The sequence below is a fragment of the Pedobacter sp. GW821-FHT01D05 genome, from assembly GCF_059422505.1.
Genome location: NZ_JBWKXA010000004.1, coordinates 435842 through 449972, shown reverse-complemented (window position 1 = coordinate 449972; position 14131 = coordinate 435842). Strand labels below are relative to the sequence as shown.

At 41.0% G+C, this 14131-nt stretch carries 13 protein-coding genes and 1 riboswitch; of the genes, 7 read left to right on the top strand and 6 right to left on the bottom strand.

The window, feature by feature from the left end; translation table 11 throughout:
- On the bottom strand, nt 1-1740 hold the full coding sequence (locus tag AC07VK_RS16950) for a M14 family metallopeptidase (RefSeq protein WP_492961933.1): 1740 nt from the start codon (nt 1738-1740) through the stop codon (nt 1-3).
- 30 nt (nt 1741-1770) lie between these two features.
- Complete coding sequence (locus tag AC07VK_RS16945) at nt 1771-2502, bottom strand: hypothetical protein (RefSeq protein WP_492953688.1); 732 nt, start codon at nt 2500-2502, stop codon at nt 1771-1773.
- Nucleotides 2503-2561: 59 nt separating this feature from the next.
- On the opposite strand from AC07VK_RS16945, the gene pepT reads away from it, so the two are divergent.
- Entirely contained in the window at nt 2562-3815 is a 1254-nt protein-coding gene (gene pepT / locus AC07VK_RS16940) for a peptidase T (protein WP_492961931.1), read from the top strand.
- 79 nt (nt 3816-3894) lie between these two features.
- Here the strand turns inward: pepT and AC07VK_RS16935 are convergent, their stop codons facing one another.
- Nucleotides 3895-4224: a hypothetical protein gene (locus tag AC07VK_RS16935; protein ID WP_029277971.1), complete on the bottom strand. Its 330-nt coding sequence runs from the start codon at nt 4222-4224 to the stop codon at nt 3895-3897.
- Nucleotides 4225-4376: 152 nt separating this feature from the next.
- On the opposite strand from AC07VK_RS16935, the gene AC07VK_RS16930 reads away from it, so the two are divergent.
- From AC07VK_RS16930 to AC07VK_RS16920, 3 genes are all read left to right on the top strand, one after another.
- Complete coding sequence (locus tag AC07VK_RS16930) at nt 4377-5243, top strand: aldose 1-epimerase family protein (RefSeq protein ID WP_492961929.1); 867 nt, start codon at nt 4377-4379, stop codon at nt 5241-5243.
- A gap of 30 nt (nt 5244-5273) precedes the next feature.
- Entirely contained in the window at nt 5274-5516 is a 243-nt protein-coding gene (locus AC07VK_RS16925; protein WP_492961927.1) for a DoxX family membrane protein, read from the top strand.
- A 629-nt stretch (nt 5517-6145) separates the two neighbouring features.
- Nucleotides 6146-6571, top strand: coding sequence for a VOC family protein (locus AC07VK_RS16920; protein WP_492953692.1), 426 nt, complete (start codon nt 6146-6148; stop codon nt 6569-6571).
- Between the two features lie 33 nt (nt 6572-6604).
- Here the strand turns inward: AC07VK_RS16920 and AC07VK_RS16915 are convergent, their stop codons facing one another.
- Entirely contained in the window at nt 6605-7171 is a 567-nt protein-coding gene (locus tag AC07VK_RS16915) for a Crp/Fnr family transcriptional regulator (RefSeq protein ID WP_492961925.1), read from the bottom strand.
- A 182-nt stretch (nt 7172-7353) separates the two neighbouring features.
- Between AC07VK_RS16915 and AC07VK_RS16910 the strand changes: the two genes are divergently transcribed.
- Nucleotides 7354-8016, top strand: a complete 663-nt coding sequence (locus tag AC07VK_RS16910; RefSeq protein WP_492961923.1) for a DUF1349 domain-containing protein — start codon at nt 7354-7356, stop codon at nt 8014-8016.
- A 149-nt stretch (nt 8017-8165) separates the two neighbouring features.
- Here the strand turns inward: AC07VK_RS16910 and AC07VK_RS16905 are convergent, their stop codons facing one another.
- Nucleotides 8166-9473, bottom strand: a complete 1308-nt coding sequence (locus AC07VK_RS16905; RefSeq protein ID WP_492961921.1) for a leucine-rich repeat-containing protein kinase family protein — start codon at nt 9471-9473, stop codon at nt 8166-8168.
- Nucleotides 9474-9524: 51 nt separating this feature from the next.
- On the bottom strand, nt 9525-11111 hold the full coding sequence (abc-f, locus tag AC07VK_RS16900) for a ribosomal protection-like ABC-F family protein (RefSeq protein ID WP_492961920.1): 1587 nt from the start codon (nt 11109-11111) through the stop codon (nt 9525-9527).
- A 649-nt stretch (nt 11112-11760) separates the two neighbouring features.
- Nucleotides 11761-11849: riboswitch (TPP riboswitch) on the top strand.
- 62 nt (nt 11850-11911) lie between these two features.
- Here abc-f and thiS point away from each other — a divergent pair.
- Both thiS and thiC read left to right on the top strand, forming a co-directional pair.
- Nucleotides 11912-12115: a sulfur carrier protein ThiS gene (gene thiS / locus AC07VK_RS16895; protein ID WP_492953696.1), complete on the top strand. Its 204-nt coding sequence runs from the start codon at nt 11912-11914 to the stop codon at nt 12113-12115.
- Between the two features lie 130 nt (nt 12116-12245).
- On the top strand, nt 12246-14129 hold the full coding sequence (thiC, locus tag AC07VK_RS16890) for a phosphomethylpyrimidine synthase ThiC (protein WP_492961918.1): 1884 nt from the start codon (nt 12246-12248) through the stop codon (nt 14127-14129).
- Nucleotides 14130-14131 lie beyond the last annotated feature (2 nt).

Below are 14131 nucleotides of genomic sequence, written 5' to 3'. Positions count from 1 at the left end.
TTATTTTAAATCAAGTTTTACGTCTGTAACCAAACGGGCTACCGGATATCTGTTGTGTGTTTTTTCGTAATAATCAGAATTTTTATACACAAAATCAAGTTGTGCAGCCGCATTCTTCGCAAAATCGACGTCCGAAGCTTTTTTCGCTTCTAGTTTATGCTTTAGTTCTGGGTTATTGTTAAGCAGTGCTGTTGCCGTATCTTCAAAAACATAGGCCGAATAATGTTCTTTCATATCCAGAATTGAATCGAAAAAGTTCCAGTTGAAATAAGAATCAGTAGCCTGTGGCTCCAGGGTTTCTACAATATACCGGTTACTCCGCTGATTAACATAAACCACAAAATCGCCTGCATAGTACTGTAAGCTTTGCTTAACTGGGTTTACCTTTACCCCAGTGTGCAGGTAGTGCCCCTCATAGGGCCTTGTTCCGGTTTTAAAATCGCCGATATAATAACTTTCTACTTCAATTTTCTGATCGGCTTTAAGTTCCTGCAGCTTAACATTATTCAGTTTAAGCAGGGCAATTACACGGTCCCAGGCTTTCGGAATAATGTAGGCAACCGGTTTTTGAACAGACACCGCGGGTTCGAACCTGTTCCATTCTTTAATGGTTTTGGTGTAAGGTTTATTGCGGTCGTAATATAAACGATCAGCGCCGCTTACCGTGCTGGGTTTTTGCCCCGCCTCAAAGCCTTTAAAGCTCAGATCGTTTACCTCGGTTTTATTCAGCTTCCATTCTAAAGGAAATTCCTTTTGTGCAGCCACAATTTCATCGGCCTTCCGCTTATTCTCTCCAATAACCCTGGCATCACGCGCTACAACCTGAATATAGGTCTGCAAAAGCTTATAAGTGGCATCCACACGCAAACCGTACGACTTTAACATATGCGTTTCGGGCATAAAACCTATGGTATTGTGCAGCGTGGTATATCCGGTAGAATAACGTGGAGGATCTATGAATCCGGTTATTCCGCTTTCTGGCGTTTCACCTATCGAATTTACATAGGGAATCATCGGGTAACCCATCTTTTCCATTCCGACATATAGATCGGGCACCAACGTTTTAGTTAAATAATCAGAAAGAATTGGGTTCAGCTTATCTTTTTGTGTCGGGATAAGTGTCATTACATATTGATAATCAGCGCCATTACTGGTGTGCGTATCTACAAATATTTCGGGTTGCCAGGTATTAAAAATGAGTTGAAATGCTGCCGAATTTTTTGAATCGGTTTTAATGAAATCACGGTTCAGATCGAGGTTTTTACTATTCCCTCTAAAACCATAGGCAACTGGGCCGTTCTGGTTGGCCCTCGAAGTTCCGCTACGGTTAAAACTGCCATCTATATTGTACAATGGAATAATGCAGATCACTACATTTTTTGGCAGTTTACCTGCTTTAAGCAAATCGCGGGCAAGCATCATTGATGCATCTATACCCTCTGGTTCGCCAGGGTGAATGCCGTTGTTGATCAATAAAATCCTTTTATCCTGCTTTCTAATCACCGAAGGATCGAAAACCCGATCACGCGATAAAACCAACACATGCAAAGGCTTACCAAAATCTGTACTTCCATAGGTGAATAGCTTAGCCTCTGGATAAGTTTTAGCCAAATTTTCGTAATAAGAAATTGCGGCAGTGTAAGTTGTGGTTTCAATTTTTCCGCTTAACTCGAAAGGTGTTTTTTGTGCGGCAGCTTTTAATCTCATCGAAAGCAAACAAAACACAAAGAATTTTCTCATGCCTTAAATCTAAGAAATGAAATGCTGTTATTAAAGTGTTTTACGATAAGATTTAATCGTTCCGAACATGTATTTAAAACCTATGGTGTAGGAGTTATAAACATCAGGTGAGTAGTTTTTAAATTTGCTACTTGGATCGTTATAACCGTCAAGGCCTTCGCCGAAAGTAAAGTTCGATTGTGCATTGATATTGATGATATACCGCATATAACCGTATCCATCGTTGATGTAATAGTTGAAACCAAAGTTTAAAGGCACCAAGAGATTAACGGTTTTGTCTTGACCAGGAAAAGGCCCGTAGCCAGGGTCGTAAGCTGCCCAACTTGGTTTATACCTTACAATATCGGTAATCTTATTGTTAATAGCCCCTATACCCAAGCCCACATACAAACCTCTTAGATTGTATAAAAATTCGCTTTTATTGTAGTCTGCCACCTCGCCAAGCATTAGCTTTATATTGGCCGTAATGGCGGTATATTGATTGATAAACTGACGGTTGTGCGGATCGGTTTCGATGTTTCCTCCTTGAACCCTACCATACTGCCCCTCTAAACCCAGCGTTACAAACGGCGTGATATGATAATCGAATACGCCATAGGCAGTGTAGCCAAAACTTCCTTTGTACACATCAGTATAAGATTTGTTTATACCTCCACCAAAACCATACGACATTTTAAAGTAATTAGATTGGGCAAAAGAAAAACTTCCTATAAAAACAAGCAGAAGGGTTATATATGTAGCTCTCAGCAATTTAAAAATCATATCGTTTTTTTACAAAAATAATATGTTTATCGAATATCTATAACTTTTACCTTTGAATTATGAGCACATACACCAACTTTAACAAATCTCTGGAGCAGCGGTTTATAAAATATGCGAAGATTGATACCCAATCTGATCCGAATTCTCCAACTTGCCCATCAACCCTAAAACAAAAAAATTTAGGGAAAGAACTGGTTCAGGAACTGTTAGAAATTGGCGTTACTGATGCCGAAATGGATGATAATGGTTATGTATATGGTACCATCCCTTCAAATACAAACAAGCCGTTACCCGTAATTTTCTTCTGCTCGCACATGGATACCTCGCCAGATTGTAGTGGTGAAAATGTTAAACCGATTATTCATGACAATTATCAAGGACAAGACTTAATTCTGCCCGACGATAACAATATTGTGATAAAATTGTCTGAAAACAAAGACTTAAAACACCAAATTGGTAACGATATTATCACAGCAAGCGGGACAACTTTATTAGGTGCCGATAATAAAGCAGGCTTAGCAGAAATTATGGAGGCAGCTACCTTTTTAATGCGCAATCCTGATGTAAAACACGGAACCATAAAGCTACTTTTCACCCCTGATGAAGAAATAGGCCGCGGCGTAGACAAAGCCGATTTAAAGAAATTAGGTGCCGATTTTGGCTATACCATAGATGGAGAAACACTGGGCTCAATCGAAGATGAAACCTTTTCTGCTGACGGCGCCACCCTTAAAATTTATGGCGTAAGTACTCACCCGGGCTTTGCCAAAGGAAAAATGGAAAGCGCCATTAAGATCCTTGCCGAAATTTTAGATTCGCTGCCAAAAGATACACTCACTCCGGAAGCTACCCATCAAAAAGAAGGATTTATCCACCCGGTAAGCATGAACGGACAGGTAGAAGAGGCAGAGGCACAGTTTATCATCAGAGATTTTACAGATGAAAAACTAGCCGCACATGGCCATTTTTTAGAAGAAACCGTAAAAAAGGTGATGGCTAAATATCCAAAGTCTACCTACAAAATTGATATTAAAGCGCAGTACCGCAACATGAAACAGGTTTTAGATCAGCATCCTAAAATTGTGCAATATGGAATTGAAGCCATTGAACGGGCAGGCGTAGTGGCAAAACAACAAAGTATCCGTGGTGGAACCGATGGCTCGCGGCTTTCTTACATGGGCTTACCTTGCCCCAATATTTTTGCCGGAGAACACGCTTTTCATAGTAAACAAGAATGGGTAAGTGTACAGGACATGGAAAAAGCTGTACAAACCATTATTAACATCGCCTGTATTTGGGAAGAGAAGGGATAAGTACAAAGTCTTGAGTTAGTAGTCTTGAGTCCTTATCAATCGATGATTAGACTCAAGACTTTGGACTCAGGACTAAAGACTAATAAGAAGCCTGCCCAATATCCAACCTCGCTATTTTTCCCTCTTTGTTTACCTTAAATTTAAAGCAGGTTTTAAAATCGCCCCATTGGTCGGAGTGGAAATGGCCATACACCTCCAATCCGTTGTTTTCAACCTTATCTATACTGGTAAAACGCTCATGTCCCAGCGCTTTCTTAAAAAAGTTATTAAATTTCATCTGGTTTCCGTCGTCGTAAAAGGCAACATCGATGGCAAATAAAGGAAACCATGTTTTTTCATCGCCTTTTTGCAATGCGGTAATAGCGGCCTTTACTTTTGCATTTGATAATTTTGTTAAATCTATCGCCATGGGTTTCTGATTTTATTTTAAGCGAAAGTAAATGCGCGGGTAATAAAATAAATAGCGCTTTAAGCTTTTCATTTGCTTAAGCTTTAAGTACTGATCAAAATTAATAAAAAAGATATTTTTAAAATACATCTTTTTGTTAATTTAGACTGCAAATGATAACTCTCGAGAACGACTATATAAAAGTTAGCCTGGCGGCTAAAGGCGCAGAACTTCAAGGCATATTTAGTAAAGAAACAAAGCTGGAATATTTGTGGAATGCCAATCCTGAATATTGGGCAAAACACAGTCCGGTTTTATTTCCTATTGTTGGCTCATTAAAAAACAACAGTTTTACTTATCAAGGTAAAAGCTATACGCTGCCACGCCACGGTTTTGCCCGCGATCATGTTTTTAATATCGAAAAAATAAGTGAAACCGAGGCCGTTTTTAGTTTAACCCAAAATGAAGATACCTTAAAAGCATATCCTTTTTATTTCGAGCTGAAACTGAGGTACCGGCTAATCGACAGGAAACTGAATTTAACTTACGAGGTAATAAACACAGGTACTGCCGAGCTTTTATTCTCAATTGGTGCACACCCGGCTTTTGCTGTACCGAACACACCCAATACCGTTTATGAAGATTATTACCTGGCCTTTAATGCCGATGAGAAATTAACTTTCTGGAAACTCGAAGATGGTTTAGTGGCCGATGAAACAGCACTCATTGAACTGGGTGGCCACAGGTTAAACCTTAAACATGAGCTGTTTTATAACGATGCGCTGGTTTTTAAGACCCTGCAGAGCAACTGCATCAGCTTGCTCAATACCAAAAACGATTATGGCCTGCATTTCCATTTCGAAGACTTCCCTTTCTTCGGCATTTGGGCTGCTACCGATGCCCCTTTTATCTGCTTAGAGCCCTGGTGCGGAGTGGCCGATGGTGTTAACCACGATCAGGAATTAACACGCAAAGAGGGGATAGTAAAGCTGGATATAGGCGAAAACTGGTCGCGGTTTTGGGAAGTAGAGTGTTTCTAGGCAGGTTACCATACGCAAGGAAAAGCTAGCTTGGGCAATTGGTCGGTATTTTTAGATTATACCAATACGCTAATGCCCTTTTTAGTAAGGCCTGTAGCCAATGTAATGGCTATTATTGCCACCACTGGCGAGCTGGTGTTTGCGGTAATGCTTATCGTAGGATACAAAATTAAGTTGGCGGCTATAGGCAGTTTTTTACTAACACTTGCTTTTGCCCGCTGTATGTTCGCCTTTGCAAATTACAGGGCCCTTTTAATTATTCTGTTTTCGTAGTAAGTACCTCCAGCTTGTTGTTGGCAACGTTACCCGCTTATAAATGGAGTATTGAAGCGAGCAAATAATTTTCCACATTAAAATATCCGTATCGCGGTGTAGTGAAAACCACTACCCATAAAGGGGTATTTTTACCTTTTAATTTGATGTTAACATGTTGATAACTATATTTATATTGTTAAAATTAAATCAACGGGACGATTTAGATTAAACACGAAACCTTTCAGCAATGAAAGGTTTTTTTTTGCAAAAAAAAACACGCCCTCAAAAAGAGGACGTGTTTACTCAAATCTAAAATTATTTTGGGACGATCGAGAATTGTTTCAATAAATGTTTAATACCCTGATACAAATATGAAAAAAGATATGGATTTATTTCCGTTCAGTTTTATTCATCTGTAAAACAATAACTTATCCAAAATCCACAATAAAATGAATAAAACATTTTAGTCTATTTAAAAACAGTGTTTTCTCAAGCTCAGCATCCGGGTTAAGGTCATCGCAACAAGATGGAATCATATAAATTTATTAATTTTCAAATGTCGAAAACGCCCTTACATTTGTCTCAAGTACACCCATTTTATCATTAAAAGGTGCAGTAACTTAGTTGTAAACAAAAGAAATAAGATTATGGCAACCATGCACCCTTACTTAAACTTCGACGGCAAGGCCGAAGAAGCTTTTAATTTTTATAAATCGGTTTTCGGAGGAGAATTTACCTTCTTTGCAAAAATGGGCGATGCACCCGAATCGGATAAATTAACCCAGGAGGAAAAAAACCGTGTAATGCACGTAGCCCTACCCATTAATGAGCATACAGTTTTAATGGCGTCTGACTGTGTACCTTCCGCAGGGCATGTACTTAAAGAAGGCAATAACATGTACATTAACCTCAATACAGAGAGCCGTGAAGATGCCGATCGCTTCTTTAATGGCCTTTCAGCAGGTGGCACCATCGAAATGCCAATGGACGATATGTTCTGGGGCGATTACTTCGGCAGCTTTAAAGACAGGTTCGGTATCCAATGGATGGTTAATTATAGCAGCCACAAATAAAACAAAGCCCTTATTGTTTTTCCCTTACCATACCTAGAGCGATAAACGGCTTAGAGTTTCCCTGGTAACACCCAAATAAGATGCAATAAGGGTTTTCGAAATCCTCTTTTGTAAAGATGGGTATTGATTGCGCCATTGTTTGTAACGCTCGCCCGCATTATTACTCAATAGCGCCAATACCCGTTTTTGCAAAGCCATGTTTCCTGTGGTGTACTTTTTCCTAAAAAAGTATTCCATTTTCCGGGAAGAAGCACAAAGTTTTTCCTTGTTCTCAAAAGAGATAGAAAGGGTTTCGGTATCTTCAATACAGTCTACATTTAAGGTTGCCGGCATTCCGGTGTTAAAAGCGTTCGGGTCTGAGAACCACCACTCTTCCATGGCAAGCTGTAAAATGTATTCTTTGCCTTCATGGTCGGTATAAGAAGACTTCACAATTCCTTTCAGTACAAAATGTTCGCAACTGGCTGCATCACCTGCCTGAATAATATATTGATGTTTTCTATATTTCCGCTTGGTAAAAAAAGATTCGGCATATTGAAATTCTTCATCTGTTAAACAAACAATCTGATCAATATGCGCCCTTAAAAAATTTGTTTCCATGTTTCTGATACAACAGCACAAATGTACTGTTTATTAAAGATTTATAAACCTGAGACAATTGCCCTTATCCGATGTACGTGATAATAATCACATTAAAATAGTGATCTATGTCCTTTCCAAAAGTTGATGCTTGCTTTAAGTTTGCAATACACAAACACACAAAACCAACCGCTAACACACAAATGAAACTTAAATTACTAACCGCCATGGCCTTACTTGCCGTATTAAACACACAAAAGTCAGCTGCCCAGAGCCTTGCTAAAATGAACTGGTTTAACGAACCTGAAAAGTGGGAAATCAAGGATAAAAACACATTTAGCTTATTTGTTCCTGCCAAAACAGATTACTGGCGGATCTCGCATTATGGCTTTACCGTGGATGATGCCCCTTTTTATTATGCCACTTATGGTGGTGAATTTGAGGTAAAAGTAAAAATTACCGGCAATTATGTAACCACCTTCGATCAGATGGGTATTATGCTCCGAATTAATGAAGAAGAATGGATTAAGGCGGGAGTAGAATTTGTGAATGGCAAACAAAATGTAAGTGCGGTGGTTACGCATAAAACAAGTGACTGGAGCGTAGTAGAATTAGCTCAGGCACCAGCATCTATCTGGATGAAAGCCGTTAGAAAACTTGATGCAGTAGAGATTTTTTACTCACTGGATGATAAAAAATACACCATGATCCGTACGTGTTATTTTAAGAATAATGCTCCTGTAATGGTGGGCCTTGTGGCTGCCTGTCCTGATGGCAAGGGCTTTAACGCCACATTCGAAAATTTCAAGGTTACACCCACGCCAGATCAGCGCAGGTTAGATTGGGCAAAAAAACAGCAGAATTAATATTTTTTTTTATAAAGTGGTCGTCATTTCGACCGTAGCGGAGAAATCTATGATTAAGTGTAGCTCACAGAACTCTCCATTTCGCTTTGCTCCATCCGATAGCTATCGGATCTAGATGACGATTTTTCTAGGGACTCAGATTAACAACTTTATAATGAAATCTTCGCTAAAGCATCAACCAAATCCTGAAAACCAGGCCTGTTTAAGGGCGATTCGACTAAACAGGCATCTCTTAAGGCACCCAGAGCATTCGAGCACGTTTCGCTTACCGTTTCGCTTTTTAAAGAAAGTAAATCATCGAGCAGGTAACCATAAGCACTAACTTCAATCCGCTCCAGCGCAAAAGCGAGCGGAGCATCAGCCTGATCATAAAAACTTGCGGCACCAAAATCGCCGAACAACGTACTGCCCTCATCATCAATTAAGATATTGTGTGCATATAAATCGCCATGCATAATTCCGGCCCCGTGCAATTGTGCAGCTAAGGAGGCAATGGTTTTGGCAATACTCAGCAGCTGTGTTTCTGACAGCTGCGTACCTTCAGGAAAAACATCCCTGGTGCAGCTTTCTAAACTCGGCGGATTACCCAGGTTATAAAAATGATGCGGAATGAGGTCCATCACTAGTCCTTTTTTATCTTCTGGGTGCAGGGCAATCTGTCCGATTAAATTAACCAAACCAGGGTGGTAACCCGCAGCAATATAGGCCGTCATTTCATCTTCTGGCAAGCCATCGCTGGTTACATTGCCCTTAAATATTTTAACGGCTACCTCCTGGGTTTCATCACCAATAGTCCGGTTTGCTTTTGAGATGATGCCCGAAGCCCCTTCACCCAATAAATGGTTAATCTCTAAGTCGTGCCAGTTAATTAACGAAAGTGTTTCTACAGCAGGTGTTTTGCTAAAGTTGTTCCCGGAAAATGCAATCCACGAAAGTTTAGGCATATTGGCAATCCATTGTGGCAGCTCATGCAGTTTATTAGCAGCAATCCGCAGTAGGGCTAAATTCTGGCAATTACTTAATTCGTCGGGCAATTGTGTTAAACGGTTACCCGATAACATCAGCTTTTGCATCCGCGTACACTGCCCAATCTCTTTTGGTAATTCGGCAATGTTGTTGTTGGTTAAAATCAGCCAGCGAAGATTAGGGTTCAGCGATTTTGCAGGCACCGTTTTAATCTGGTTAGATTTAAAACCTACAATATCCAGCAAAGGGCAGTCGGCCAATTGCTCTGGCATTACCGTAAAAAGGTTTTCTGAACAGAAGAAAATCTTCAGTTTCTTTAAACGGCCAAAATCTGCCGGTAATGTACTTAATTTATTAAAAGATAAATCCAGCACTTCCAAAGTATCGGCCAACTCGAATATTTCGTTTGGGAACCCGGTTAGGTTTTCAGAAAGTTTTAACGATACTGCTCCTTTAAGTTCGCCGCTTTGTAGTGCTAACAGGCTTTGCATAGGTATACTGATTTTAATAATTTAGAACGAAGATAAGGCTATATATTTATTTTAAAGATCAATGCTATGTTCCACACAGATTTGCTTAAGAAAATATGCATCGTGCGATATGACTAAAAGCGTTCCCTGATATTCGTTAATGGCTGCCGTTAAAATTTCTATGTTCTGGATATCGAGGTTATTGGTAGGCTCATCCAGTACCATCAGCTCGGGCGATTGGTTGCCGATGGTTAACGAACAAAGCATCAACCGCATTTTCTCACCACCACTTAAGGCCGAACAAGGTTTGTCCCAATCGGTTTTGCCAAACAAAAACCGGTTTAAACGGATTTTTACTTCATGCTCCTGCAATGCACCCGAGTTGTATTGCTGGGCCTGTTCGTAAACCGTAAGTTGATTATCAATCAACGAATAATCCTGGTCGATATATATGGAGCTAACGCCTGCTTTATTTAAACTTCCCGTTGAGGGCTGGAGCTGCCCCAAAATAAGCTTGATCAAGGTGCTTTTGCCAGATCCGTTCCGGCCCTTTATCAGGTAACGCTCCGCACTAAAAACCTGAAAACTAAGCGGCTCCTTCCAAAGTAACTGATCGTGAAAAGCAAAATTGAGCTCCTTAGCCTCAACAATACTTTTTCCTTTGTGCAGCCTGGCTTGGTTAAAACCGATTTTCATTTTGCCTGCATCGGGCAGTGCAGACCTGAGCTGGCTTAATTCAGCAGAAATATGATCGAGCTTTTCGGTATGCACAGCCTTTAATTTTGCCGTACTTTTTTCCGCATTATTTTTTAACGTATTCATCGAAATGGTCGGCAATCCGGCTTTTTCCTGTTTTTTCTTCCCTTTGGCATCAAGCTTCTGTTGCCGTTCCATCGATTCCCTTTCCACTTCTTTAGCCTTGCGCAGTGCTTTTTCCTTTGCTCGTAAATCATTGTTCAAAGCATTATTTTCAATTTTCTTTTGAGCAGCATAGAAATCGTAATTTCCGCCATATACGGTTATTCCCCGTTCACTTAACACGCAAACTTTCTCAATTTGGTTCAACAAAGTACGGTCGTGACTCACCACCACCAAAGTATTTCTGGTCAATCGGATATAATCGTACAACCTGTTTCTGCCTTCCAGATCCAAATGATTGGTCGGCTCGTCCATCAAAACAATATCCGGGCGGTGTATCGACATGCCGGCCAAAAACACACTGGTTTTTTGTCCGCCGCTTAAACTTTCCATTTTTTGGTTTAAGTCTAAACCTGCCAATCGCCAAAAACGCAAAGCTTCCGTGCAACGTTCCTCAATGGTCCAGTCATCGTTAAGTATGGCCAAATTTTCGTCGGTTACTTCCCCGCCGAGGATTTCGTTCAGCGCTTTTAGTTTATCTTCAATCCCGAGGGCCTGCGCAACGGTAAAATCATTAAACTGACCAAAAAGCTGTGGCACATAATAAGGCTCCGATTCCGTTTTAACATATCCGGCAGTTGGTTTGAGTTTACCTGACAAAATTTTTAAAAGTGTCGATTTCCCAGCCCCATTATGGCCAATGAGTGCAGTTTTTTCGTATTTATTGATGGTAAGATTTAAGTCTGAAAACAGTAAATCTCCATTGGGGTGGATATAGTTAGCCCCTTGTAGAATAAGCATAAATTTCTTTTTTATGGTAAATAATTGCAGGAACGGAACCGTTCTGCTTGTTATCTATTTTCTGAAAAGAAATGAATCTTACATGTATGGGGTGTTTTGGTAATGCTGCAAAGGTAAGGAATTTTTGCGTTTTGCGAAAGGCAGTTGGCGTGGATTGGTTAATTAGCCTTTAGTCCGAAGTCGGTAGTGAAGGATCTTTTTAATTTGAACCATGTAAGACATAGGAGGCTCATATAAGCTCAAGGGTCTAATATTTTCTTACATTTCTTATATGGTGATAATGCAATATGCTTTAAAACTCTCGCCTGCACGGGAATGACGACTGCTTTTTACACCCAACACTGCGACCTTTGTGCCTTCCCTTTGTGCACTTTGCGGTTAAAAAACAGAAAAGATGGATGAGGGAGTCTAATCGGGAGTCGGGGATCGAAAATTGAGTGATGAAAATTTTGTTTTAATCGTCCCAATTGTCATCCTGAAAGCATTGAAGGATCTTTTTCCGATGTTACACCTAGTAAAGATCCTTCGTCACACTCAGGATGACAATTTTGAACTCCTCTATCCCTATCTCTATATTATCGCTAGCATTTTATAGATTTTATCTATGTCAATTTTTATTTGCATTAGAAATTTAATCGCATATATTTACAAAAAACTTTAGGGGTGCCTACGTGCTGAGAAATACCCTTTGAACCTGATGCAGTTAGTACTGCCGAAGGGAAAAGTGAAAGCAATCACATTGCTGTCTTTTCGATCTCCATTTTGGGGCAATCTCTATAGTTTTTCCAATTTTTTAGCATATGGAAGTAACTATAAACAATCAAAACTATCTGCTCAACGAGGCCTGTTCCATCGAACAGATGCTTGCTGCTGTTATTTCAACAGAAACAAATGGCCTTGCCATAGCCATAAACCAAACCATTATTCCCAAATCAGACTGGGCAACCCATGTATTAAATCCAGCTGATCAGGTTATACTCATCAAAGCCACGCAGGGAGGGTAATGGGACGATTGAATGAGAGAATTTTGAATGATGGAACGGGAGATACTTTACATTCAAAATTTACCCAATCACTCATTCCTTCATTTTCTCCTTCACTCAATCACTCATTCTCTCCTTCAAACATTTCAACATGAAACAAGAAAAAACACCGAACCAAGAGGTGATCAGCCGCAGTCCTTTTCCGGCCTCACGCAAGATTTTTGTACCCGGAAAAATCCACGATATCCAGGTGGCCATGCGCGAAATCAGTTTATCGGAAACCAAAATCCATAACGGATTTGGCTTAACCGAGCCCAATCCGCCCGTAACTGTTTACGATACCAGCGGTCCCTATACCGATCCCAATGCTGTTATTGATGTAAAAAAAGGCTTACCGCGGATCAGGGAGCAATGGATAAAAGACAGGCTTGATGTGGTAGAACTCCCTGAGCCATCTTCTGCTTACGGGCAGCAGCGCCTGGCCGATGAGAAGCTTGATGCCTTACGCTTTAATTTCATCAACAAACCTTACAAAGCACAAGCCGGCGCCAATGTATCTCAAATGCATTATGCCAAAAAAGGCATCATAACGGCCGAAATGGAATATATCGCCATTAGGGAAAACCAGCAGATCGAACTGTTAAATGCGCAGTTGGGCGATCAGCACGAGGTAATGAACCACCAGCACCAAGGCAATAGCTTTGGCGCAAATACCCCAAAAGGTTACATCACACCCGAATTTGTAAGGGCAGAGGTAGCCTCTGGCAGGGCGGTAATTCCCTGCAATATCAACCACCCCGAACTCGAACCCATGATTATTGGCCGAAACTTTCTGGTAAAAATTAACGCCAATATCGGTAACTCGGCAGTAACCTCTACCATCGAAGAAGAAGTAGAAAAAGCCGTTTGGGCCTGCCGTTGGGGAGCCGATACCATTATGGATTTATCAACAGGAAAAAATATCCACGAAACCCGCGAATGGATTATCCGCAATTCGCCGGTGCCCATTGGTACCGTTCCTATTTATCAGGCCTTAGAAAAAGTAAACGGAAAAGCCGAAGACCTCACCTGGGAAATCTTTCGCGATACGTTGATTGAGCAGGCCGAACAAGGCGTAGATTATTTTACCATCCATGCCGGTGTTCTGCTCCGTTATGTGCCTTTAACCGCTAAAAGGATTACCGGTATTGTTTCGCGTGGCGGATCTATTATGGCCAAATGGTGCCTGGCCCATCACAAAGAAAATTTCCTGTATACCCATTTTGAGGAGATCTGCGAAATTATGAAGGCTTATGATGTGGCCTTTTCGTTAGGCGATGGCTTAAGGCCTGGCTGTATTGCCGATGCAAATGATGCCGCACAGTTTTCGGAGCTCGAAACGCTTGGCGAACTCACAAAAATAGCCTGGAAACACGATGTACAAACGATTATAGAAGGCCCTGGGCATGTACCCATGCACCTGATCAAAGCCAATATGGAAAAACAGCTCGACCATTGCGGCGAAGCGCCATTTTACACTTTAGGCCCATTAACGATCGATATTGCACCCGGTTACGACCACATTACCTCGGCCATTGGCGCTGCCATGATCGGCTGGTTTGGCACAGCGATGCTCTGTTATGTAACCCCTAAAGAACATTTAGGCCTGCCGAACAAAAAAGATGTTAAAGACGGCGTAATCACCTATAAAATTGCCGCCCATGCAGCCGATTTAGCCAAGGGCCACCCAGGCGCACAATACCGTGATAATGCTTTAAGCAAGGCCAGGTTCGAATTTAGGTGGGAAGATCAGTTTAACCTCTCACTCGATCCAGATACCGCAAAAGAATTCCATGATGAAACCTTACCTGCAGAGGGTGCCAAGATTGCACACTTCTGTTCCATGTGCGGACCGAATTTCTGCTCCATGAAAATTACGCAGGATGTGAGGGAATATGCCGCAAAACAAGGTGTGGAAGCAGAAGCGGCTTTAGCGCAGGGCATGCAGGAAAAATCGAAAGAGTTTACCCAAAAAGGAAGCGAAATTTATTCTTAAGC